Annotated in this window: 23 protein-coding genes; 5 read left to right on the top strand and 18 right to left on the bottom strand. The window is 55.9% G+C overall.

All coding sequences use genetic code 11. The annotated features are described in order from the left end of the window. Positions 1-60 precede the first annotated feature (60 nt). The 12 genes from SHEL_RS09915 to SHEL_RS09970 all read right to left on the bottom strand — a co-directional run bounded on the left by SHEL_RS09915 (position 61) and on the right by SHEL_RS09970 (position 11,448). The gene (locus SHEL_RS09915; protein WP_012799138.1) at positions 61-363 is read right to left on the bottom strand and encodes a hypothetical protein; all 303 of its coding nucleotides are present in this window, start codon (positions 361-363) and stop codon (positions 61-63) included. A gap of 8 nt (positions 364-371) precedes the next feature. After that, positions 372-1,403, bottom strand: coding sequence for a restriction endonuclease subunit S (locus tag SHEL_RS09920; protein WP_012799139.1), 1,032 nt, complete (start codon positions 1,401-1,403; stop codon positions 372-374). After that, on the bottom strand, positions 1,393-3,315 hold the full coding sequence (locus tag SHEL_RS09925) for an HsdM family class I SAM-dependent methyltransferase (RefSeq protein WP_050749571.1): 1,923 nt from the start codon (positions 3,313-3,315) through the stop codon (positions 1,393-1,395). The genes SHEL_RS09920 and SHEL_RS09925 overlap by 11 nt, the downstream gene beginning before the upstream one ends. A gap of 79 nt (positions 3,316-3,394) precedes the next feature. Then, positions 3,395-4,924 carry a relaxase family protein gene (locus SHEL_RS14915; protein WP_169304518.1) on the bottom strand — a complete coding sequence of 510 codons (1,530 nt, stop codon included), beginning with the start codon at positions 4,922-4,924 and terminating at the stop codon, positions 3,395-3,397. Continuing rightward, positions 4,911-5,444, bottom strand: a complete 534-nt coding sequence (locus SHEL_RS09935; RefSeq protein ID WP_126513807.1) for a hypothetical protein — start codon at positions 5,442-5,444, stop codon at positions 4,911-4,913. The genes SHEL_RS14915 and SHEL_RS09935 overlap by 14 nt, the downstream gene beginning before the upstream one ends. A 352-nt stretch (positions 5,445-5,796) precedes the next feature. Next, on the bottom strand, positions 5,797-6,243 hold the full coding sequence (locus SHEL_RS09940) for a hypothetical protein (protein ID WP_012799143.1): 447 nt from the start codon (positions 6,241-6,243) through the stop codon (positions 5,797-5,799). Between the two features lie 31 nt (positions 6,244-6,274). Then, the gene (locus SHEL_RS09945) at positions 6,275-8,188 is read right to left on the bottom strand and encodes a protein rep (RefSeq protein ID WP_144298190.1); all 1,914 of its coding nucleotides are present in this window, start codon (positions 8,186-8,188) and stop codon (positions 6,275-6,277) included. Positions 8,189-8,288: 100 nt separating this feature from the next. Beyond that, positions 8,289-8,576, bottom strand: a complete 288-nt coding sequence (locus SHEL_RS09950; RefSeq protein WP_012799145.1) for a helix-turn-helix transcriptional regulator — start codon at positions 8,574-8,576, stop codon at positions 8,289-8,291. Positions 8,577-9,008: 432 nt separating this feature from the next. After that, positions 9,009-9,197 (bottom strand): hypothetical protein, encoded by a 189-nt coding sequence (locus tag SHEL_RS09955; protein WP_012799146.1) that lies wholly within the window; start codon positions 9,195-9,197, stop codon positions 9,009-9,011. A 21-nt stretch (positions 9,198-9,218) separates the two neighbouring features. Continuing rightward, entirely contained in the window at positions 9,219-9,629 is a 411-nt protein-coding gene (locus tag SHEL_RS09960; protein WP_126513809.1) for a type II secretion system F family protein, read from the bottom strand. Positions 9,630-9,832: 203 nt separating this feature from the next. Beyond that, positions 9,833-10,831 (bottom strand): type II secretion system F family protein, encoded by a 999-nt coding sequence (locus SHEL_RS09965; RefSeq protein WP_012799148.1) that lies wholly within the window; start codon positions 10,829-10,831, stop codon positions 9,833-9,835. Beyond that, positions 10,795-11,448, bottom strand: coding sequence for a TadA family conjugal transfer-associated ATPase (locus SHEL_RS09970; protein ID WP_331852452.1), 654 nt, complete (start codon positions 11,446-11,448; stop codon positions 10,795-10,797). Before SHEL_RS09970 ends, SHEL_RS09965 begins: the two co-directional genes overlap by 37 nt. Positions 11,449-11,500: 52 nt before the next feature. Here SHEL_RS09970 and SHEL_RS09975 point away from each other — a divergent pair, with 52 nt between their 5' ends. Beyond that, complete coding sequence (locus SHEL_RS09975) at positions 11,501-13,120, top strand: recombinase family protein (protein WP_012799149.1); 1,620 nt, start codon at positions 11,501-11,503, stop codon at positions 13,118-13,120. A 166-nt stretch (positions 13,121-13,286) separates the two neighbouring features. Here the strand turns inward: SHEL_RS09975 and SHEL_RS09980 are convergent, their stop codons facing one another. From SHEL_RS09980 to SHEL_RS10005, 6 genes are all read right to left on the bottom strand, one after another. Further along, entirely contained in the window at positions 13,287-13,571 is a 285-nt protein-coding gene (locus tag SHEL_RS09980; protein WP_012799150.1) for a hypothetical protein, read from the bottom strand. Continuing rightward, the gene (locus tag SHEL_RS09985; protein WP_012799151.1) at positions 13,568-13,861 is read right to left on the bottom strand and encodes a hypothetical protein; all 294 of its coding nucleotides are present in this window, start codon (positions 13,859-13,861) and stop codon (positions 13,568-13,570) included. Before SHEL_RS09985 ends, SHEL_RS09980 begins: the two co-directional genes overlap by 4 nt. 142 nt (positions 13,862-14,003) lie before the next feature. Beyond that, entirely contained in the window at positions 14,004-15,419 is a 1,416-nt protein-coding gene (locus SHEL_RS09990; RefSeq protein WP_012799152.1) for a restriction endonuclease subunit S domain-containing protein, read from the bottom strand. Further along, on the bottom strand, positions 15,413-17,377 hold the full coding sequence (locus tag SHEL_RS09995; protein WP_012799153.1) for a type I restriction-modification system subunit M: 1,965 nt from the start codon (positions 17,375-17,377) through the stop codon (positions 15,413-15,415). The genes SHEL_RS09990 and SHEL_RS09995 overlap by 7 nt, the downstream gene beginning before the upstream one ends. Before the next feature lie 5 nt (positions 17,378-17,382). Continuing rightward, on the bottom strand, positions 17,383-17,976 hold the full coding sequence (locus SHEL_RS10000; RefSeq protein WP_197720353.1) for a recombinase family protein: 594 nt from the start codon (positions 17,974-17,976) through the stop codon (positions 17,383-17,385). A gap of 239 nt (positions 17,977-18,215) precedes the next feature. Beyond that, positions 18,216-19,181 carry a DNA adenine methylase gene (locus SHEL_RS10005; protein ID WP_169304519.1) on the bottom strand — a complete coding sequence of 322 codons (966 nt, stop codon included), beginning with the start codon at positions 19,179-19,181 and terminating at the stop codon, positions 18,216-18,218. Between the two features lie 231 nt (positions 19,182-19,412). On the opposite strand from SHEL_RS10005, the gene SHEL_RS10010 reads away from it, so the two are divergent. The 4 genes from SHEL_RS10010 to SHEL_RS14490 all read left to right on the top strand — a co-directional run bounded on the left by SHEL_RS10010 (position 19,413) and on the right by SHEL_RS14490 (position 22,630). Continuing rightward, positions 19,413-20,069, top strand: coding sequence for an antirestriction protein ArdA (locus SHEL_RS10010; RefSeq protein ID WP_012799156.1), 657 nt, complete (start codon positions 19,413-19,415; stop codon positions 20,067-20,069). A gap of 145 nt (positions 20,070-20,214) precedes the next feature. Continuing rightward, positions 20,215-20,766 carry a metallophosphoesterase gene (locus SHEL_RS10015; RefSeq protein WP_012799157.1) on the top strand — a complete coding sequence of 184 codons (552 nt, stop codon included), beginning with the start codon at positions 20,215-20,217 and terminating at the stop codon, positions 20,764-20,766. A 15-nt stretch (positions 20,767-20,781) separates the two neighbouring features. Beyond that, positions 20,782-21,477 (top strand): DNA-processing protein DprA, encoded by a 696-nt coding sequence (locus SHEL_RS10020; protein WP_012799158.1) that lies wholly within the window; start codon positions 20,782-20,784, stop codon positions 21,475-21,477. Further along, positions 21,467-22,630 (top strand): ATP-binding protein, encoded by a 1,164-nt coding sequence (locus tag SHEL_RS14490; RefSeq protein WP_012799159.1) that lies wholly within the window; start codon positions 21,467-21,469, stop codon positions 22,628-22,630. Before SHEL_RS10020 ends, SHEL_RS14490 begins: the two co-directional genes overlap by 11 nt. The last annotated feature ends 13 nt before the right edge of the window (positions 22,631-22,643 follow it).

A 22,643-nucleotide genomic window follows, 5' to 3' on the forward strand; every position in this document is an offset into this window, starting at 1 on the left:
CTCTGGGCTTAATGCCCGGAGCCGCTTCTTTTTATCGTATTTATAAAGTCTCAGACCGTTCTACAGCCCTCGTTCGGAACTTGCCGCAGTAGGTTCAATCGTAAGCGTATCGCTGACCTTAGAACCACTCTCAGCTTTCCAGTACAGATTTGCAGCTGCACCTGCTGACGAGTCGGTTTCCCAATCGTTCTCAAGAAGTTCTTCGTATGAGACACCGTACTTTGCGCAAATCTTTCGGAAGTCAATCAAAAACGACGTTAAATCTGAACTTGGAATCGCAACTCCCTCAAGAATTTCGTCGTTGTCGTTCATCGCATCGACCAGGTTCAAGTGCAAGTCATAAATGCCGTAATCGCGTGTCATGATTACTCCTAAAGATTAATTCGGTCGCTATACGGAAGTGACTTCATGTATTGTTCCATCCATACCCAATCAGGACTTCCATCCGATTTAACAGGAAGCTTAATCATCACGTTTTTATATCCATCCTCGGTCACTTTACGACCATAGCAATACTTATAGCGGTTTGCTTCCAAAATTGTTCTTACGAACAGGTATACGTAGACGTTCTTTGCAGAGCTATCTTTCAACAAAAGAATTTTTGCTGAGTCTCCAACAACACATCCATTCGGATGATATGCAACATAACCAGACGTTCCACTACGAGCAACAGTCAAACAGGGTTCGTCTACTCGTTTGTAATCCATCTCGTCGCAATACTCACGACTTATTAAACCCAACACACCCATGTTCTCTTCACCGCTCTGAACGGCTTCTAAATCACCAGGATGCTCTGCAATTTCATCAATAGTAATCCCTTTGCCATTGATAATTTTAAGAACGTCATCAACCAAGAATTCTTTCCAGTTTTGAATATCAAGCGGCACGTTTACTGACCGTATACCCGTTGTTACTGGCTTCGAATGCAACCCATCAATATATGCTTCCATAAAAGCCCAGTCAGGGTCGCCGCTTGGTGTAACTGGCAGCTCCAAATTAAAATCGTCTCGTATATGAACATTCAGTTCTCTCCCGAACGCTGAATACTTATATCGACACTCAAACATAATCACAGAACATATGAACAATTTCGCTTGTATGCTCATCGGCTCAAGTGCATGCAGCACAGCAACATTTTGGGAAGTATAGAATGGTTCGAACTGCAAGCATGAAGTTCCAAGACTACCACCTAAGGCAACCGTAATATCCCCAGAAGGGTACGGTTCTAAACCAGCAATTCTGTCAACCTTTGCCGCTACGCCATTATTGGAACTCGAACGACCCACGAAATTCACCTCTGGCGCGTCAAAAGTCATCTTATTCATGTCAAGCTTATTGCCCATCGTTATCTCAAATAACTCTGTGAGCAAAAAGACTCGTCTATTCGCATTATTAAGACTCATAAACAACACCCGTCTTCACGAGATACGATAGATAATTGTTTATGGTTCCCTGGAAGTCATTTTCAGCAAGCTTCGTATAGTCGGTATCCATGTAGGCTTCGGCAAGCCATTCGTTACTGCTTGTCACTGATTGCATAGCGCTGTAACCAGCCTCTATCGTCTTATTCCGATACAGGTCAAGCCATTTTTTGAGTATCTTTTTCCATTCGCTGTGGCCATCTGCGTCGAACTGCTCGACTCGACCAAGACCTTTGCGTTTTACAAAGCCATCATCACGGTAATATCCAAAGAACGTTTGCTTTTTCGGCGTACACCCGTCAGCTTCATAATGCGAACGGTTCAATGTGAACAACATGCAGCAAGCTTGTACAGACGCCCCTGGATAAAAGATTTCGGCAGGAAGAGAAAACACAGCTTCTAGAGTGTTATCAACTAGCAGCATTTCTTTCACGCTGCTCAAACGCGTTCCTGTTCCAATTGCAGCAGCCATCGGCAAAAGAACAGCCAATCGGACACCATCCCAATCCTCAGCTTTTGCGATATCTGATAAGTACTTTACGAAGACCAGACCTTTTGTCGGGTCAGACTTTCCATTTCTTTCTGAAGCCGTCCAATCACGTTTATAACTAGCAGGAATTGTTCGAGGTTTCGCGTTATAAGGGGGGTTCATCAGAATGACCGTAGGCTTTGCGTCAGCGATAAACTGTCGTTTATCGAAACATGAACCAAATTCCACGTTCGAATTACCATCTCCGTGTATCAACATATTTGTAGTTGATAACCCATACGCTTTTTCTTCATTCTCAATCCCAAAAATATGGTGTTGCTTTATCTCGTCAGCACGTTCACGAAACTCTGCTTCGGTGCAACCAAGACGAGCATCGGCAAGCTCTTTCACCATTGCCTGCACAAGAAATGAACCCGAACCACAGCACTCATCAAGCACAACGTCTTTCCAGGTTACTTCTGTGAGCTGAGCCATAAAATCTGTAATGTGGTCAGGCGTAAACGCTTGGTTCTTATCCGCTTTACCAACGTATTTGTTAAACGTAATAAAGAACAGATTGAGGATGTCTTGTCCCTCAGACGAATCCGCATCGATATACCGATAGATATTCATCAGAATATCAGTCAGAACTTCAATCCAATCTTCTTGTGTAAGAGCACGCACTTTCTGGTCTTCTAACACGTCTCGTTTGAGCAGGCGTATCTTGGTTTGCTTGTTGTTGCTACCATCAAGCAAATCTTCAAGAACTTCACCTATCGCCGAACGAATTTGTGTCGGCGTAAATTGACCCCAACGCTGTTGCATTTGGATTTTCACTTTGTCATTGACGCGCCCGCCATGACAGTACATTTCTATATCGTGTTTTACGAACAATAAACACGTCCCAACAAACTGGCTACGGTTCTTTTCATCTATATCTTTACGGTGCAAAAGTTCGTTCAACGCGTAGGTATTGCGCATGACTTTCTCGCGGTCGTTCTGATGGTCAATCGAGAACAAACGCTTGTAGTGTTCCATGCAATCAAGAACGGTTTCTTCGGGCAACAAATGCTCGTCATCAACTTCTGATTTCCAAACACGAATACGGTCATCATTGGTATTCGCGAGAATAGCGATGACCTTAGTACCGCGATGCAGCGCGTATTCTTCCTCGACATAAGTTGCAAGCTGCTCAGCATCGCTATCGACAAAACTCTGCTTTGTCTCAACCAACACGGCATAGGAACCCGTGTCATCCACATCCGTGAAGCGCCTATCAAGCTTATAGTGCGCAGGTCGATAACCCAGCTTCTCGGTAAGAGCGCCTAAAGTACCTGCGTCTTTGGCGTAACTCCACTCATCTTCCTCGATGTTATGACGATGATACTGAGCGCCTATAGTCTCAACAATTTGCTGTCGGTTCACCTTTTCACTCCTTATCTCAACCTCGGTCATTATCTCACGCGCTTATGCGTCCGGTCCTAACGGAACGGACGAATAAGCGTTAAAGGCTCCTATCGTGCGACAATCCACCGCCAGGAGCCATCGTTGCCGTGTGTTCACGCTGACGTGGTGCGCTAAAGGCAGATTGCATACCGCGTGACGTCTGCTGTTGCGTCTGTGGCGTTTGTTGCGCTACCTCAATCTTGAGCTGCTTATCTCTCTTTACATCCTGTGTGTATTGCTTCATTACGGTTTCGGCTGCGCGTGAACGCTTCTCGGCAGTCCACATCTCAGCTCGCTTATCGTAGAGATGTCGCTTTTGCATTTCCTGACGAATGCGCTGGATTTGACGCTCTCGTTCAGCCCACATCATGAGCAATATCGACACGATGATTGCCGCAGTATCACCCTTCTTTGTTGCATCACGCATCACTGTTTGTGCAGCATGTTGAACAACGTTTGCGCGTGATGCATTGACTTTACGACCCTGCTCTTTTGCGCGATGAAACGCTTTTTCCGCACGCTCGGTTTCACGTTGCATCTGTTCCATTTCTTTACGGAACGCATCGGCTCCGTTCTTATCAATGCGTTCACGCATTTCCTGATATAAATTCGGCTGCTTATTCTTGGATGCATGACTAGCAATTGCGCACGCATCCATTCGCGTTTCGTAAGCGTCCACTTTTAACGTACGCTCATCGCGTTCATTAGGTGTGTATTCTTCTGATTTAGATAACGTTTTGCTACGCTTCGATGCTTGCTCATCGTGCAACTTGTCTTCGTATTCTTGAAGCTCTGGCGAAAGTGGATAAACTTGCTCGTTGAAACGACGCTCAACTTCGTTACGCGTAAAATCTGAGCAGAGAGAAGATGCTTTGCGTCTACGTCGACGTTCTTTATTTGGGTCTGTCGTATCAAGCATTGAATACGACCAACCGTTTTTGTTCTCGCGTAACTCAACACCATTTTCGATGAGCAGCGTTTTAAATTCATCAACGCTGTTTGCCTGTTGCAAACACTCGTTGATAGTATCGCCAAGTTGCATTTCAAAACTTGAAAGTTTTCCGTTTGAACAAGTCTGTTCCCATGTACGCGATGCATGTTCACCAACGACCGAATAACCGTTACGTTTACAAACACGGTCAGCCGCAAGAGAAACATGCTTGTGCGACGTATTGCGTAACGCTCTACCCGTCACTTCATCTTGATTAACAACAAGACAATGTGCATGTAGATTACCGCCCTTACCATCGTCATGAATAACAATATCGCAAAGCGCGTTCGGGAACTGCTCACTGATTATGTCGTATGCTAATCCCGCAGCCGTTTCTGGTGCGTTCGGGTCGTTCGGGTCGAGGTCTTCTTTACTAAAAGAAATGCGTACATGCTGACCTTCGACCGTACGATTTTTCTTCTTGCACATCCGACGCGCATAACGCGGCAAGTTTTCGGGCGTGTCGCTACTTATGCGATAAACAACTCGGTCTGTTCCTTGTTCACGATGCTCTTTTGCAACGTCACCTGTTCCATGCGTCACGTACTCTTCAAGACCGCCAAAATCATAGATTGGCATGATGTTAGTTGTTGCCATGTGTATCACCTTCAATCCGTAACGGATGCGAGTATTCATCAAGCCATTGCTCTACTTGGTCAATGGCAGATTTGATATATGCGTAATCCGTTTGCGCTTCGTGCTTTGCATCCGCAATAATTTCGTCTGTAAGAACGCGGAAATTGTTCTTCGTATTAAGCACTCGTATCATCTGATTGAAGTTGTTCCCATGACGCGACAACTCAATGCGTAAACGCTGTAAATCGTTGTGAAGCATCACGGTATTTGGGTCGCATTCTACGGTGCTTGTTGCGTTACGCTCTTGAGCGCGTAACGCGTTACGTTCTGCATCTTCGGCAAACAGTTTGCCGTTACTATCAGAACTGATTAACCCGCGTACATACTGCGATACGTTCAAACCGTGTGCAGCAGCAATTTCTTGAAGCTCACTCATTTCATCTTCGTTAATGCGAACTTGCAACATTTTCTTTTTGGCAGGAAACATACGCTGTTGCTTCGTAGGCTTCGTTAACCCATAAATTCCATCCTTGCTCGACATGAAAACACCTCTGAAAATCATCCAATAATCGTCCATATTTCGGTCAATTCAACGCTTGCTCTGAGCCTTGAAATTTAGTTCCCGCATCGGTACCGTTGGTACCGTAAGGGGGGTACTGATATAGGCTCATAGCAAGCAGGGCATCCGTCACGACAAATTTCCCCTTCGCGGAAATTTGGTGCCTGGAAGCCAGCTCGCCCCGCCGCCTTCGACGGAAGGGGATTTACCCAACCCCCAGCCCCTATCCCTTTGCATGGGACAGGGGAGCTTTCCTACTACGACTAGCCGTAGCGGGTGGGCAATCGTGCAAGCACGTTTGCGTATTTGCACGACTGCCCTTAGAGATAAAGCACTACACCACAGCGCCCATAAACGGAGCGCGTTTGTTTTGTTCTTTGTGTTCCTTGTCAGATGTAGTGCCTTTATCATGCGACGCGTCGTTTGCGTCGTGCGTTACGTTCGGCTGATTTTGCTCTGGCTTTGGCGTTACGCTCTGCTGGTCATTCTTTGCATCAGAACCAGCATTGTTCTTTTTCTCAGCACGACGTTTCTTCGCTTTCTCTGCTCTCATAGCACGCGTTTCTTTGTCTGCTTCTGCATCAGCGGCAAGTTGCACGATGACATTCTCGTAATCATTGCTATATGCGTCTTCTGCGTAAAGCTGCGCATGACTCATAGCATCTTCGTACGCAGACGGATTAACTTTCTTGAGCGACTTCATAAAGCGCTCTGGCGTTGCGTAATCTTGGATTGTCTTTGCTCTATCGAGCACGTTCTTAATTTCTGCGAATGTTGCCATATTTATCACTCCTATTCTTATGAGTTGTTACCTAATCAATCGTTCCAATAGGAACGTCTTTATCCTGTGTTTGTGTTTTGTGATTGTTCATGCGTTCACGACGTTCGAGCTTCTTCTTTTCCCAACGCAAATCTTGGTCAGATTGCCACGCTGCAATATCGTTGTACGGAACACAATCTGGGTCATCGTCTGCTGAACTATCGACAAAGCAACAAGTGCTGTGTCGAACTTGACCGTTGAACGTATCTTCGAAATCAACGATGCCTGTTTGACCATCTACTGTGTCGGCATCGACGTATATGCCAGACGCTGGTAGCGGCGTCGAATACGCGCCGTTGTCGGCTCGGTATCGCTCATAACAATGTGCGAGTTTCACGCCATACGGTCGCGTGTTTGTTCGACCGATGATTTTCTGATTGCCGTAAATTGTCCCTGGCACTTCGTCTCGTCGTGCTCGGACAAATGAAACAACCCCAACGTCACTGATTTTGTTAATGCGAAGGTCTGGGTCATCCCAGCTATCGGGAATTAAATCTTCAAAAGCATCAATGTCATATCCAGCGTTTTCGTATTTGTGCGGGTCATCCATGTCTAAGAGTTCGCCGTACTCTATCGGCGGATACTCACCGCTCGAATCGGCTAACGTGAACGAAAGCGCTTTACGTCGGACGTATGCAACACAATTGATTGACGCTGCTGCTTTGCTGTAATTGCCTGCCATGATGTGCGTCATCACATGCTCAAGCGCATTCGGATTTTTATCAATAATATCGAGATACGTTGACGTGTTCATGTACGCGACTGGAACATCAACGTGTTCTTCTGTTTCTGCAACACCCACGGCTTCGAACAGACCAGGCGTGAACTGAATACGATGCATGCCTTTTGTTGTCTTGGCATATTCGATGAAGCGTTCTTCTGCTCGCTTGTCGTTCTTTTCGTATGCCAATTCTGCGAGCTGGAACGGCGTGTAATGCTTCTCTGCTGCTTTCTTGGTGTTGCCTGCTGAAAACACAACTTCATCGACCGCGCCCATGATTGAACCGCCCACGGATTTAGTTACGTAAGCCGCAACTTTATTAGCATCGCCAGCGCGTTCGATTGTGATGCGTTGTGGGTCTAAACGTGAGTGCTTTGGTGTTGTGTCGTACCATCCGTAGCGCTCTAAGCCCTTATCAAAGAACTCAAAGAGAATGTCGTTGAGTTCTTTGATATCGTCATCAGTAAGAGCGTTCTTGAGGTACAAGATTTCGTGATAATGCGCGTGCCAACCGTTCTTTGTTCCTTCGGTTACATCCTTTGCGCTTACTGCACCGATGTAGCCGAGTTTGCGTAATATGTTTTTCCATCGGCGCTGGCTCTTAAGATACTTGCGCACCTTGGCAAGAATTTCAAACTCTGAAGCAAGTGAGTCAACGTAAAAATGCGGAATCGTAATCGTGACGAAAAGGATTGTTCCATCCATTTCAATTACGGCTTTTGCAACACGTCTTGCTTTTTGTGATTGTTCGTATGCATAATGCGCTGCACAGACAGGGCAAATCCACTTTGAATTGCAGTGCTGTGTACCGCGAAACTTAGTGCCCTTGCCACAAATAATGCAGTTGTGTTCTTCTGGGTCTACAAGCCGAATGTTTTGAACTCTCACACCACCATCTTTACGATAGATTGGCTTTCCACAGTTACAAACTCCCATGTGCGTATGATTTCTCTCTAGTATCTTTTTCACAACTTTTCTCTGGTAGTAAGAGTTCTTTTTTACATCTCCATAGCTGTCAAAAAGTGCCGTTTTACTAGCACTGGACACAAAGCTTACATATGGACTAGAAACGCTGTTTTCGAACCCGTAATCACGTATGTTTTCGAGTATGTTTTGAACGTTTTCATCAGGTACGAATGTTGTCGGTTTGAGGTCTGGATTTAACATTGACATTTGGCTATTCACTTTCTTCTTGTGTCAACTCGAATTTGTGGTATTATTCGAGTTGACATTTGGCTATGAAAACGTCCGTAGTGGTAGCGGGCGTTTTCATTTTTTATGCAATCTAAACTGTCATGTACTCGCTAACGAGATTTGCTAACTTCTGCTTTGTTTCAAGCGAAAATTTCGGCATATCAGCCATCAATTTCTTGGCATATTCTTCGTACACAGCTTCCTCTTCCGCTGTGTATGGGGAAGTCAATTTTTCCAAGTCTGATTGCTTGTAATAGAGTCTCCCCAACTTAATAACAGCGGGGAGTTTTCCTGCTTTTCGATAGCGGTACAAAGTGGCGCGTGAGCCATAACCCGCGTCTATTGCTTCTTGTGCTGAGAGTAACTTTTCCTCGGTCATCGGTAGCCATCCGTTTCACTTGCAAACGGAGCAGCTACCAAAAACAAATAGGCAGCAACGTATACGCTCTCTTAGCGTATAGTCACCGCCCTTTTCGTCTTGCTTCTAAGGCTTGCGAGTTCTTAGAAACTACCCCCTCGGATGTTTGGCTAGGCAACCGAGGTTATGACCTTCTCTTTCACCTCGCAACCGAGATAGCCAGTCTCGATTACTACCCAGGCTGCATCCCGCTTACAGCCTGTTGCGGCACTCTTTGATTTCCTCGTTATCGGTCGCGGGATAGACCAATAACTTACGTTCCAAATTGGAACAACGGCAAAACGAATGTGACTCCGTTCGTGTCTTGAAATAAATCATACCATATCGTGTTAATTCTCGCAAACATCGTAACATCCCCTATAGGGTAACAGTTCGCAAAATTGTATAACTGTTTCAGCAAAAATCGACGTTTACCCAGCTCAAACCTAATAGCGAAAAACTTATGGTGGATACGCCGACGAGAATGGCGTATTCCGTGGTCCCCTGACCCGATTTGCTTACCAGAGAGCTGCGTGTCCACGCGCACAACTCTTGCGTTTTTCCGGCAACCTTGGCGCCGAAGTTCTTCATCATGTATTCCATATATGTCTCCTTTCGCGTTCTTTACAACAGTTCAAGCATCACGGGGCCAAGCACGACGATTAGCATGGCAGGCAGGATAAGCATCGCCGTAGGCATGAGCATTCTCACCGGCACCTTGGCCACCTTTTCTTCCATCCGAGTGCGATAGGCCGCCTGCGCCTCCGCCGACAAAGCACCTAGCACCCGAACGATGGAACTTCCGAACTTCAGGTTTCGGCTGACGTTCGAGGCGAATCGGCGCAACGGTGCGGAATCGAACCTCTCGGCCATATCCGTCAAGGCCTGTTCGCGGCTCACCAACCCCGACTCCCATTCCGTATGGGCCTGGGCGCAGGCCCTGGCAAGCTCGTCGTCGAACCGCGCATGGTAAAGCCCAAACGCGCTGTCGAACGACAAACCCGCCTTCATGCCCAAAGCGACGGCGTCCATCATTTCCGGAACATGCCGCTCTATGGCCGCCGAAGCCTCCCTTTGCCGCCGCTTACGCCGAACAGCCCCGAACAACCCGTCCGACGCCGCGGCCCCCGGACCGCGTCCGCGGCGCTTCAAGAATTCCTTCCTGTGGATGAAGGACCACCCCACGATGAATCCGCAGCCAAGAGCACTGGCTACGGCAGCCAACAACCACACTTTCATCACCCCAAATCAACAGCCAGCATCCTCCTGACAATCAGAATGCCACCGGCCAACATCGATGCGGCCATGGCCAGCAGTGCCAAACCCGTCCCCGTTTCGAAAAACGGGTTGAAGAAGTGGGGGCTAACAAGCGAGAGCACACCCACGAGCACGAGCGGCATGGCACTGACGATCTGCGCCGAAAGCTTCGCCTGAGCCGTCTGTACACGCAAAGTCCGCCGCAGCTCGAGCGCGTGGTCAACCGAATCCTGCGCAATACGCAGCACAGAGGTGGCGTCGCCGCCGGACACGTACTGCACGTCCAATGCGACGGCGACGAACGCCAGCTCGGGAAGGCCCGAGCCAAGCCGAAACCGGTCGAGAGCCTCATCAACGGAATGCCCGAGCTCGATATCGTGCGATACCTGCGCGAACGTCTGGCTGAGCGGAGGTTCGGTTTCGCGGGCGGTTTCCGCGAAGGTCTGCGGCAAAGACAACCCCGCCTGGAAACACGACTCCATACACCGCAATGCGTCCGGAACCAGCTCTCGAAGACGGTTCTGTTCCTCATCCGCAGCATGCGACCCCGCCGCAACCACGGCGAATACACATCCGCCCGAAAGACACAGGGCAGCCACCAGCGAACCGGAGACGGCTAATCCCAACGCGAACCCGAAAACCGCAAGCGCGCACATGAGTTCGCAGATGCTTTGGGCGTTTGCAGCGTATCCTTTGCGAATCAAAAGCCGGACAGCGCCCTCCAAATACCGAGACGCCTTTCTGGAACGCCTGACCATGCGAGCCGCGAAGCCGAACAACGGCAAGCCGTTGCGCATCAGGTAGCGAACCATCTTTTCGGCATTGTCGCGCCAGGACACCCCTGACGTATACACGCCGGCATCTTGGGATTTGGCAGACGACCAGGCCTTTGCGCTCCACGCATAGGCAAGCCCTGCGAGCACGGCGCCCGAACAGGCCGCGCTTACGACGCCTGCACCAGCGAACACGACCCCTTCCACATACTCACCTCCTCCTCTTGGACAGACCCCGTCTGTACGGCTCCGTCGATCCAGGTTGGGCATGCGAGCCAACGCCCCGCATCGTCGGGTCCGTCCCGCTTGTATACGGTCCTGATTCGGCACCCCTGGCCGCCAGGCCCCGGCACCACATCGGCGACCGCCGTCACGAAACGCCTGCCATCGCGCCAGCGCGTCACCTGGACTACCACGTCAAGCGCCGAGGCCACGATGCCTTCGATCACGTCGACCGGCAGATCGGACCCGAACCTGACCATCGCCACCAAGCGCATGACCATGTCGTCGGGGGAATTCGCATGCAAAGTAGTGAGCGACCCGTCGTGGCCGGTGTTCATGGCCTGCAGCATATCCAGGGCCTCAGCTCCACGGCACTCGCCCACCACGATGCGATCGGGCCGCATGCGCAGCGAATTCCGCACCAGATCGCGGATGGTGACTTCACCGGTGCCTTCCGAATTACGCGCTCTAGCCTCGAGCCGCACCACATGCGGATGCTCCAGAAAGCGCAGTTCAGCGGAGTCCTCTATGGTCACGATCCGCTCTTCGAAGGGAATGAGGCACGACAGGGCGTTGAGCATGGTCGTTATCCAGTAAATCAAATGGTACCAACCTGTGATAACCTATACTCGGATAACGAAAGGCGGCGACACCATGGCTAAACGTAAGTCCGACACCCGCACATGCGCGATCTACCTGCGCATATCCCTCGACAGAAAAATGGACGGCCTCGCTATCGAGCGCCAGTGCGAGGACTGCGAGCGACGCGCCCGCGAGCGTGGCTGGGACATCCACATCCCCGAGCCGTCCAAGCCGTCCCCCTACTGCCACTACGTCGACCAGTCCAAGAGTGCTACCGACAAGACGAAGCGTCGCCCCGCCTACGACCGCCTCGTCGCCGACTACAAGGCCGGCCGCTTCGACGCCATCGTGTGCTGGGACCTCGACCGCCTGACCCGCCAGCCCCGGCAACTCGAGGACTGGATCGACGAGGCGGAGGACCACGGCCTCGTGCTGCTGACCGTCTCCGAGTCGGTCGACCTGTCGACCGAGAACGGGCGCATGTTCGCCCGCGTCAAGGCTGCGGTCGCCCGTGCCGAGGTCGAGCGGATGGGCCAGAGGCGGCATCGCGCCCTCGTGCAGCACGCCGCCCTCGGGAAGATACCGACAGGCCCGCGGTTATACGGTTACAACTGGGACGGCAGCGTCAACGAGTACGAAGCCGAGATCGTCCGGACCATATACCGCCGGTTCCTGGGTGGCGTCGCCGTCAAGACGATGTGCCGCACCCTCATGGGCAAGCCCGTCGGTCTGCCCGTCAAGGGGCTGCCCTGCACGCCTCGTCCGTCGTACGCCGTCGCCGTCGAGCGCAACGAGCGGCTCGCTGCCGAGGGCAAGCCGACGAAGCCCCTGCCGCCCGAGCAGCCGTGGACGAACACCATGGTCACGTCCATGCTCCGCAACCCCCGTTACGCCGGCTACAGTTTCAAGATGACCGACGCCGACCGCCGCGACCGCAAGAACAACGCCCACACGTCCAAGGTGCCGTTCATCGTCAAAGGCGACGACGGCCAACCCGTGATGGGCGAATGGGAGCCGCTCGTGTCCGAGGCTGACTGGTTGGCCGTCCAGGACATCCTCGACGACCCCGCCCGAAAGACCAACCGCAAGGGGTGCCGGCGCGCCCACCTCGGCTCCGGCCTGTTCCTATGCGGCACGTGCGGCCGCCCCATGGCCGCCCACGGCGGCGACAAGCGGCACTACAACACCTACTACTGCAACAGGCAGGATTGCCCGCGGCCCGTGTACCGGCGCAAGGAGCACGTCGACGCGTACGTGCTCGCCTACGTCCGCGCCTTCCTCGGGCGCCCCGACATGCGCGATCTTCTCGTCGTGCGCGACGACGCCCGCCTGGATGCTGTCAACGACGAGATCAAGCGGCAGCGCATGCTCATCTCCCGCGCCGAGGACGGCTACCTCGAAGGCGCCCTGTCCGCCGCCAAGGCACGCTCTGCCCGCGAGAAGGCCGAGGCCGAGATCGAGCGGTTGGAGGCCGAGCGGGCGGCGCTGGTCGCAGACGGCTCCCCCGACGGCATCCTGTCCGCCGCCGACCCCGTCGCCGCGTTCGACGCCGCCACGCTCGACGAGCAGCGCGCCGTCATCAATGCGCTATGCACCGTCGTCGTCCACGTGCACGACCGCGCCGACAAGGACATGGTCAACATAGATGTCGACATCATCCCCAAGACGCGACTCGACGGGACAGATGCTTGATATGGCAATCCCCTGCCCGGCCGCGCCTGCGGAGGCCGCGGGCGATTCGGTCATGCGGACTACGAAGAAACCCCACATCGCGGCACGCGATGTGGGGTTTCTTTGCTGGGCCGCGTCGACCGATTCGCACGGGGTCTATGCTGGCGCGCGAACGGGCGGGGGATTGCTATTCCACGACAATCGTGTCGTCGACGCCCTTGGCCGCCTCCGCAGCCATGCTCGTGCGGACCGCCGCCGTCACCGACGCGTCCGCCAAGTCGTTGTCGAGCAGTTCGAGGTAGTCGACGCCGCCGTGCCGCGCGACCAGCTGCTTCAGGTCGAACAGGAACGACGTGAGCTCGTCGGAGCGGATGGCGAAGCCGGTGATGATGTCGCCGCTGCCGTCCATCGCGTCGACCAGGTTCAGATGTAGGTCGTACTGGGCGTACGTCGTCGCGAGTTCCCCGCTCATCGCGCACGCTCCACCATCGAGCCTAGCATCTCGCGGGCCTCGGCCTCGTCGTAGGCGCCGTCGCCCAGTTCGTCGAGCAGCATGGCCGCCACGCCGGACGCCGTGGCCTGCAGGCCCGACCATACGGCCTGCTCCACCTTCTCGCATAGTTCCGGTTCCATGCCGTTGCCCCGCATCGTCAGATGGAACCCCGCGAGCGACGTTGCCGCATCGTCCGGTTTGTCCGGTGCCGCGTTGTACAGTTCGGTCGCATAGTCGGCCAGCGCCTTGAGGGCTTCGTTCCTACCCATCTCCGTACCTCCTGGATCCATTGGTTCAGACGATGGTCATTATCCCACTGTTTTGCGGAACGACGTCGTTGTTAAACGCGGTTGTAGGTGAAAATGGGCGGTAACCGTTTAGGCTCCCGCCCGATAACCTATATCGGTTTTTTTAGAGTCCCAGCACATCCTCGTTGACGATGCGTATGGCCTCCTGTTCGAGTTCGTATGCCTCGAACCGCTTCCGGTTTGCGTCCAGCATGAGCCCGTTGATGGTCGCCTGAACGTGTTCATCGCCGAGCAACGGCACCGGTATGCTGCGCACGTGCTCATCGGTAATTTCGTCGACTACCGAACCATACGTGTACCTGCAGATGAGTTCGCGGCCGTAGTCGCTCGCGAGGAACACGTTCAAGTAGCCCGCAATCTCATCGTCAGCCGGAACCACGCGAATGATGTGCTCGCTTGCCACCCAGTCTTCCCAATGTCTTGGCACAAGCATCACTTTCCCAATGCTTCCGCTACGGGTGATAAGCGTCATTCCCTCGTGAAGCCTGAGTTGTTCCGAGATGCGGTCGCCATGCTTGACGTTGGACAGGTACTTCTTGTTCGACGGGTCGAGTTCCCACAACTGCTTGCCGCCGATGAACGTGACGCCATGTCCCTCGTCGACGTACACGCGCTTGAAACGTCCCGGCAAGATGACCTTCTTGCTGATGCGAGGGTCGCCGACCGTCGTCATCTGGCCGGCATGCGCCTTCAGGTGGTCTACGATCGCGTCGACGATGGGAACATGGTAAGACGCGTCGGCGCGCCCCGCCATGTCGCTCAACTTGATCGAGAACGTGTCGACGCCGGCATCCTGCTTGATGAGGTCACGATTGAGTTCGTGCGCGGGCGGCAACGCCAGCGCCTCGACCATCATCGCCGTGGCCTCGTCGACCATCGCGTTCGACTCGTCGCGGAGCCGGTAGCTCTCCATGACGAGTTCGTTCACGCGCTCCCGCACGTCCCTCGGCGCGTTCGGGACGAGCACCTGGCGCATGTGGTCGGGTTCGACGTGCTGCACAACCGCTCCGAACGTGTTCGACTGGACCAGGGCCTTTCCAGCAGGCGTCCTCAAATATGCATACACATAACCTGGTAACTCGGTACATTCGAGCCTGATGCTGTGCTCGCTCACCAAATACCTGGACAGCGTCTCACCCACCAATGTGACGTTGCCGATAGTTCCCGAACGCGATACGAGTACCGTGCCCGGCTTTACCCGAAGTTCGGAATTCTCACCGTCTTCGACCATGTACTTCACGGGATGAGGATAGCAATCAAGCATCTCGGACGAACCGACGAGTCCAACGACGTCGTCCCTCGTCTTGCTGACATAGCGCCTTTTCAAGCGTGCTCCGTAATACGCATCATCAAGCAGGCTGCCCAACTTGACCGTACCGAACCTGCAGCCATCGACGATCGAGCGCATCCGCATGGCGTCGACGTCGAACGCGCTGGCATCGATGCGCTTGCCCCGGGCGATGGCATCGGAGAGCCTCACCGTGCAGTGCTTCAGGTTCGTCACCTCCGCTGCTACCATACTATGCCCTCCTGTTTCTTCCACTCGGCGAAGATCTCCGGCACGAGCGTCGTCTGGTCGTCGATGACCGGATGCGCGCCATGGTCCTCGTCGGCCACGAGCACTTCGTTTCCGTCGTCGTCGCGGACGAAGATCGGGTTGCCGCGCTTGTCGTGCCCCACATGCTCGACCATCGCCATGAAGATGTCGTAGTCGGCCACGTGCCTGGTCTTCGCCTCGGCGTCCTTCTCCGCCTGCGACTTCTTCTGCAGGATGAGGACGCTCGTCTGTACGCCGTTATGGGGCTGGAACGTGTCCTGATGCATGTCGAGGCTCGCCACGATACGGTGGTTGGCGATCAGCCACTCCCTGATGTAGCCCAGCCCAGGCGAGCCGAGGATGGAGTCCGGCAGCACGATGCCCATGCGCCCGCCTTCGACGAGGAACTGCGTGCAGCGCTCGACGAACAGGATCTCCGGCGGCACGCTGGACTGCAGCCTGTCGGTCATGGTCCACTTGCCCGTCGTCTTGTCGCATTCCCAGATATGGGCCAACTCGAACTGCCCGAGGATGCTCGTGTCCTTGATCGGGATCTTGGTCCCGAACGGCGGGTTGGTCACGATGACGTCGAACATCGCCAACGACTTCCAGTTGACGAGCGACTTCGGGTCCCTGCCGATGGCCTTCGCGAGCCTGGACTTGAAGTCCATGTCCCACTCGTGGGGAGGCAGCAGCGAGTTCGTCTGCATGATGTTGCCGCTGCCGTCGTTGTTCATGACCATGTTCATCTTGGTGGCCTTCGCGAGGTCGCGGTCGATGTCGAACCCGAAGAAGTTCCGGCTCGCCACGTCCGACACCCTCTCCTGGAACGCCATCGTTTCGTCGACGCCCCAATCCTCGCGGGGCCCGAACTCGTCGACCAACTCCGCCTCGATGCGCTGCATCACGTGCGTCATCGCCATGACGATGAACCCGCCCGTGCCGCAACTCGTGTCCGCCACGCGCTCCTCGTCGGTCGGGTCGAGCATCTCGACCACCATCTTCATGACGTTGCGCGGCGTGAAGAACTGGCCGCGGTCACCTCTGAGGTTCGCGCCTACGATCTCCTCGTACGCCTTGCCCTTGATGTCGATGTTGGTGTTGAGCAGGCTGTAGCCCTGCAACTCGCTCACGATGTAAGCGAGGCTGCGCGGCGTGAGCTCGATGACGGCATCCTCGTCGAAGATCTTGCCATGGCGCTTCTTCACCTTCTCGAAGATGGCGCCGACGCGCTTCTGCACCGTCAACTGGCCGTCGCGGCTGCCACGCTCGTCCGACGTCGCGTAGAACTCGAGTGGATGAGGTAAGTTGCGCTCGTCCTCGATCTTGCAGAATATCACCTTGAGCAACTCGAAGAACGCCTGCTGCTTCTGCAGGCCGTCGTTCGCGTAGATATGGTTATGACACGTCCTGAACACGAACAGGAGGTTGTCGTCGGACGCGCTCTTGAGCGTCTTGCGCTTCGGCCTGTTCACGTCGTCCAACGTCCCGTTGGCAGACGGGATGTCGTTGTACTCCATGAACGTGATGTGCCCCTCGTCGTCAACCGACTTGCGGAACACGAACTTCTGAAGGCTGTTCGTCCAGAGACCCCATTCGCAGTTCGGGCAACACGACATGTACGACTTGAGCTGACCGACGCCGTCCTTCTTGGCGCTCGGGCTCACGGACTCCTTCTTGCACTCGATCGCGATGCGCACGTTCTCCTGGGTCTGGGGCACCGACTCGTTCTCGAAAATGGCGAGATCGACCCTCGGCTTGTTGGAGCCCACGTGCAACGTGAACTCGACGCGCACCTGGCCGCGCTTGTACTCGTGCTCGTTTACCAGCCTCTTCTCGATGGTCTGGCGGACGTACTCCTCGGGTGTGTCCTTGCGGAATTTCCCGTCGATGTAGTCGCTGATGTACCCATCGGGGATCGTCACAACGTCGTTTGCCATTGCCGCTATTCTCTCTTTCCTGTCTCTTCCTCGGCGTCCCGCAGGATGCGGTACACCGTCGCCCGCGATATGCCCTCAGCCTCCACGATCTCCGGTATCGTCTTTCCCTCGCCGCGCATCCTCACGACGGCATCCGCATGCGCTTCGCGCACGCTTGGGCGCCCGCCGTGCCTGCCACGGGCGTTCGCGGCCTTGAGCCCGTCGAGCGTGCGCACGCGGATCGTGTCGCGCTCGAACTGCGCCATGGCCGAGAGCACCGTCACCATCATCGTCGCCGACGGGTTGTCGTCGGTCGTGTCGAGCCAGGACTCGTTGAGCGACTTGATGTTGCAGCCCTTCTCCCGGATCAGGTCGATGATGTTGAGCATGTCCCGCGTCGACCGCGAGATGCGCGTCATCTCGGCCACCACGACCGTGTCGCCCTCGTTGAGCTCGTCGAGCATGCGCTTCAACTCGGGACGGTACCGCTTGGCCCCGGACCCGGTCTCCTGGTAGATGAGCCTCTCGTCGACGCCGTATGCCTTCAGCGCGTCCAGCTGCCTGTCAAGCACCTGCTTGTCCGTCGAGACCCTCGCGTATCCGACCAGCACTCCCGTCACCTCCCATCTGCGCGCAAACATCCACCGATAATAGTATCATAAACGTATCTTTATTGCAAACGCGGAAACGGCCCGTTTCGGCCATCGAAACCCCAGGTCGCCGACCCCGGCCGACCCCGTTTCCAGGCATCTCACAATCATTCGTTTTTGATACGGAACAGATGTTCGATATTATCTGCGCATCGAAGCCTTAGACTTGACTGCACACGCCCCCCAGCGTCTGCAGATCGAATCCTGTTTTACAACAGGTGCCCCACGATCAAATGAACGTTGCTCGACGATACTCGACCACGTATGTTCACGTTGTATTCGCGCACGTACTCGCCAACGATGTCGTCACCGTACAGCGACAGCGTCAAGGGCGTGCGGTTCACGACGAGCAGCGCCTTGCATGGCAACCCGTGAAACACGGTAGCCAGCCTTCGATGCTCTTCCTCACCGAACAATCCAGCATAATCCGCAAACTCGGAATCATATGGCGGGTCTAGGAACGCGAAGTCATCGCGCTCGCAGCACATGAGCGTCTCCTCGAAGTCGCAGCACCGCAGTTCCGCTCCCACCAGCGCCCGAGCATGCACCTCGGTCACGTCGTCCGCCCGGAACGCCTTGCCGCGCCCGTACGGCACGTTGTACTCGCCGCGCCTGTTTCGCCGTATCAACCCGGAAAACGACGTCTTGCTCACGAAATAGAACGCCGCCTCGGTCGACGTGTCGCCGACGACCTTGCCGTTGAGGACGTCCCTCATCCTGTCATAGAGCGCACGCTTGCCATCGTCGTCGGCCGCGTCGAACTCGGCCTGCAGCCTCGACAACTCGCCATGCAGCCTACGGTACCGTTTCTTGACGGCACCGTAGAACGCGACCAGTTCCGGTAACGCGTCCGACAGCAGCGCCCGATGCGGTTTCAGCGCGAAGAACATACTGGCCCCGCCGAGGAACGGCTCGACGTACTTGCCCCGGTACGATGGCACGTGCGGCACCAACTCATCCAGTTCTCCGCGTTTCGAGCCCGGCCACGTGAGCATCGGAGGGATGTCCTGGTTCGTGTACGCCCAATCGACGCTGTCCGAATAAGCATGCAGGTACGCGTAGTACGTGCCTTGCGACAACCCCGTCGTAGCGAGAATCTCGGCAACCGGGCATCCGCTCTCGTGCATATCCAACGCCCGCTCGACGAGCATCCTGTCGACTCTCCTCCGGGTCATTTCGCCACCTGTTATCTGTAATATACCGTCTATATATAGACCATTATTACAGATAACCCATTTCGTATGACTCCGGATTTCCGATATCCCATCACGCGCCCATCCATCCTGTTGTCCTCCCGTCGATGAACGGACGAACCGTCGTCGATGACGACGACCCCGCCATGCCGTGCGCATACAGCGCACGGGCGGGCGTACCTCCGTCATGAACTCTGACGGAAGGAGAACATCATGGCCATCACCATCTGCATCGGCTGCTACGCGTCCTACAACGCAGGCTACCTCGTCGACGAGTGGGTGGACCTGCCCATGCCCGACGCCGAGCTGGACGCGGCCCTCGGGCGCATCCGCGCACATGCACAGCGCCTCACCGGCGATCTGTGCGAAGAGCTCTACGTCAGCGACTACGACGGCATGCCCCTCGGCGTGTCCTACGGCACGGGCGTCTTCGGCGAGTGCACGCCGATACGCTACCTCAACGTCCTGGCCCGCCTCATCGAGCGATATCCCCGCGAGGCGGAAGTGGTCGCGGCCGCGCTCGGCTGCGGGTGCGACGAGCCAACCGACATCGTCGAGCTCATGAACTGGATCCTTCAAGCTGACGACATCCCGTACTACGCCTACGACGCGCCCGGGTGGTGCACCGATCCCGACGAGCGGTTCGGCTACACCTGCGCACAAGGCTCTGAATGGTACGAGGCGCTCGTGAAAGCGGGTGTCGAAGACCATTTCGACATGAAATCCTACGGGGCCGGCTGCGCGCACTACGTCCATCTCGGCGAGGACGGCTACATCGACGCCTGCCAGGACATGCCCCGCGGCGACCTGTACTCCATAGGCGAGATAGCGGAGATGCTCGACACGGAACAGGCCGCCAGATGCGCATGACTCACTCCAACCTGTTCTCCCCAACGATGGACGAACGAACCGCCGTCTGTAAACGGCGAGCCTACCATTCGGCGTGCGCACAGAGCGCACGCGCGGGCAGGCGTATCGCATGTAATCAAACGGACGGGAAGGGAGCGCCGACATCATGACCGACTTCTACATCAGCGACACCCACTTCGGACACGCAAACATCATCGGGTTCTGCAACCGTCCGTTCGCCGACGTCCATCAGATGGACCGCGCCATGGTCGAGCTCTGGAACAGCCGTGTCACCGAGAACGACCACGTCTGGCATCTCGGCGACTTCTGCTACAAGTCCGGCAACGACCCGCGTTCGTACCTGCGGCAACTCCAAGGTCACATCCACCTAATTGTGGGAAACCACGACTTCAAGGGCCTCCTGCGCCTTCCCGACCTCTCCGACTACGTCGACAGCGTCGAGCACGCCACGTCTCGCGACGACGGGCACGGGCATAGGATGTTCATGTGCCACTACCCGCTCGCGTACCCACCCCGTCACATCTGGTGCCTCTATGGGCACATTCACGACAACGTCGTTTGGCCCGGTTTCGACGTCGTCATGTCGCAGGAGCGCTCGCTCAACTGCTGCGTCGAAGTCAACGGCTACATGCCCGTCACCTTCGACGAGCTCGTCCGCAACAACGCGCGTTGGCGCGAGTCCTGCCGCAACCGATAGGAAGGAGACCTGCACATGGAACTCACCGGCCCCCGCACCGTCATTGCCCGAGACGACGAGCGCTACCCGCACCGTCTCCTCGACCTACCCGACCCGCCACGTGAGCTGCACGTCATGGGCGACCCCGGCATCCTCGAGATGCCGTCGCTCGCGGTCGTCGGTGCCCGCAAATGCTCTCCCTACGGCATGGACGTCGCCGTCCACATCGCGGACGTGGCCGCCGACGAGGGCATGGCGACGGTCACCGGCGGTGCAGTCGGCGTGCCGACAGGGGCCATGCGCGGCACCCTCGCCGCCGAGGCGTTCGGCATCGTCGTGCTCGGCAGCGGGCTCGACAACCCGTATCCGTCCGACAACATCGACCTGTTCCAGGCGATCGTCGGCGGCGGCGGATGCGTCGTCACCGAGTACTACGACCAGATGCCGCCTCGCCCCTACATGTTCCGAGAGAGGAACAGGCTCATCGCAGCGCTGTCATCTGCCGTCGTCGTCGTCGAGTGCGGCATGCCGTCCGGCTCCTTCTCGCTCTGCGACACGGCCATGTCGCTGGGCCGACCCGTCTTCGCGTTTCCCGGGCCCATCACGTCGCACGCGTCAACGGGCTGCAACGTGCTCATCGCCAACGGGCAGGCGTCATGCGTCGACGACTACGGACGGCTCGGATTCTACCTGCGTGAGCTCATGGAAAGGGAGGAAGACCATGCCCAATAGGTCCATCGTCATCAGCAGCGTCATCTCCGGCGTCGAGGCGGTCCCCATCGCCGTCGAGTGTTCGATCGGCGAAGGTGCGCCCGACTTCCAGATTATCGGCCTACGCAGGGAACTCGCCGACGAGATGCGAGCCATCGTGCGTTGCGCCATCAAGTCGACGGGCTACGAGTGGCCCAACCGCAACGTGACCGTCGCACTCACGCCACTCGACATGCCGAAACGTGGCGCTCACCTCGCGCTTCCCATCGCGGCCGCAGTCCTCGAAGCAACTGGGCAGATCTGTCTGCGTGACGACTACGTCGTAGTCGGCGAGATGTCGCTGTCCGGCTGCCTCGCGTACCCAACGCGTGGCATCATCGCGGTCAGGCGACTCGTGCAGGAACTGCATAGGGAGATGGTCTGTCCGTCCTGTGACAGCATGCCAGCGGGCTACACGCATCGCGCGCTGGGCATCAACAGTCTCGCTGACCTGCGCACCGGCAGTTTCGAGCGCGTCGGTTGCATCGAGTCGGGCGAGAAGTACGACGCCGATAAGCTCGAAGCGGAGCTCTCCGATGGCGCCCGCGCCGTGTACGACCGCATCGTCGACCTCGTCGGGGATGACGGCTGGTACGAGGGCTTCAAGTCCGTCCTCATCGTGGCGCCTCATGAGCGCACCACGTACGTCCCCGAGGCACTGAGAGCCGCTGTTAACCCTATCTCGGGCAATATGGTGCTCGAGTGCGCGGCAATCGCCAGCGTGGCCGGAGACGGCGACATACCGTCGTTGCTGGGCTACCACCGTCCCATTCGCATGCCGGACCCGTCTATATCGCTCCCCGCGCTCATCGGCGGCGGCATGCCCGTTCGCCCCGGTGAGATTTCGCTTGCTCATAACGGCGTGTTGTACCTCGACGACCTCGCGCTCTGGAAACCGAGCACCTTGCGTCAGGTCGACGCCGCGCGCAGGGACGGACACGTCCGCATCGTGCGCGCCGACGGCGTCACCGGGATGCCTGCCGCGTTCCAGCTCGTGGGCTGCATCGCTCCATGTCCCTGCGGCCACTACGGCGACCCCGACCGCGACTGCACCTGCGAAGCACAGCAGGTCGCTGCCTGGCAACGCCGTATCGAGCAGATGTCGGCCATGTTCGACACCGTCATCCACCTGTAGAGAGAGGAGCACC

The sequence above is a fragment of the Slackia heliotrinireducens DSM 20476 genome, assembly GCF_000023885.1.
Lineage (GTDB): Bacteria > Actinomycetota > Coriobacteriia > Coriobacteriales > Eggerthellaceae > Slackia > Slackia heliotrinireducens.

Excerpts from the sequence above, each read along its gene's own strand:
- SHEL_RS09975 (WP_012799149.1), top strand. The coding sequence starts at position 11,501 with ATGGCTAAACGTAAGTCCGACACCCGCACATGCGCGATCTACCTGCGC.
- SHEL_RS09990 (WP_012799152.1), bottom strand. The coding sequence starts at position 15,419 with ATGGTAGCAGCGGAGGTGACGAACCTGAAGCACTGCACGGTGAGGCTC.
- SHEL_RS09940 (WP_012799143.1), bottom strand. The coding sequence starts at position 6,243 with ATGGCAACATTCGCAGAAATTAAGAACGTGCTCGATAGAGCAAAGACA.
- SHEL_RS09980 (WP_012799150.1), bottom strand. The coding sequence starts at position 13,571 with ATGAGCGGGGAACTCGCGACGACGTACGCCCAGTACGACCTACATCTG.
- SHEL_RS09985 (WP_012799151.1), bottom strand. The coding sequence starts at position 13,861 with ATGGGTAGGAACGAAGCCCTCAAGGCGCTGGCCGACTATGCGACCGAA.
- SHEL_RS10005 (WP_169304519.1), bottom strand. The coding sequence starts at position 19,181 with ATGACCCGGAGGAGAGTCGACAGGATGCTCGTCGAGCGGGCGTTGGAT.
- SHEL_RS09960 (WP_126513809.1), bottom strand. The coding sequence starts at position 9,629 with ATGATGGACGCCGTCGCTTTGGGCATGAAGGCGGGTTTGTCGTTCGAC.
- SHEL_RS14490 (WP_012799159.1), top strand. The coding sequence starts at position 21,467 with ATGCCCAATAGGTCCATCGTCATCAGCAGCGTCATCTCCGGCGTCGAG.
- SHEL_RS09915 (WP_012799138.1), bottom strand. The coding sequence starts at position 363 with ATGACACGCGATTACGGCATTTATGACTTGCACTTGAACCTGGTCGAT.
- SHEL_RS10020 (WP_012799158.1), top strand. The coding sequence starts at position 20,782 with ATGGAACTCACCGGCCCCCGCACCGTCATTGCCCGAGACGACGAGCGC.
- SHEL_RS14915 (WP_169304518.1), bottom strand. The coding sequence starts at position 4,924 with ATGGCAACAACTAACATCATGCCAATCTATGATTTTGGCGGTCTTGAA.
- SHEL_RS09920 (WP_012799139.1), bottom strand. The coding sequence starts at position 1,403 with ATGAGTCTTAATAATGCGAATAGACGAGTCTTTTTGCTCACAGAGTTA.
- SHEL_RS09935 (WP_126513807.1), bottom strand. The coding sequence starts at position 5,444 with ATGTCGAGCAAGGATGGAATTTATGGGTTAACGAAGCCTACGAAGCAA.
- SHEL_RS09950 (WP_012799145.1), bottom strand. The coding sequence starts at position 8,576 with ATGACCGAGGAAAAGTTACTCTCAGCACAAGAAGCAATAGACGCGGGT.
- SHEL_RS09995 (WP_012799153.1), bottom strand. The coding sequence starts at position 17,377 with ATGGCAAACGACGTTGTGACGATCCCCGATGGGTACATCAGCGACTAC.
- SHEL_RS10015 (WP_012799157.1), top strand. The coding sequence starts at position 20,215 with ATGACCGACTTCTACATCAGCGACACCCACTTCGGACACGCAAACATC.
- SHEL_RS09955 (WP_012799146.1), bottom strand. The coding sequence starts at position 9,197 with ATGGAATACATGATGAAGAACTTCGGCGCCAAGGTTGCCGGAAAAACG.
- SHEL_RS10010 (WP_012799156.1), top strand. The coding sequence starts at position 19,413 with ATGGCCATCACCATCTGCATCGGCTGCTACGCGTCCTACAACGCAGGC.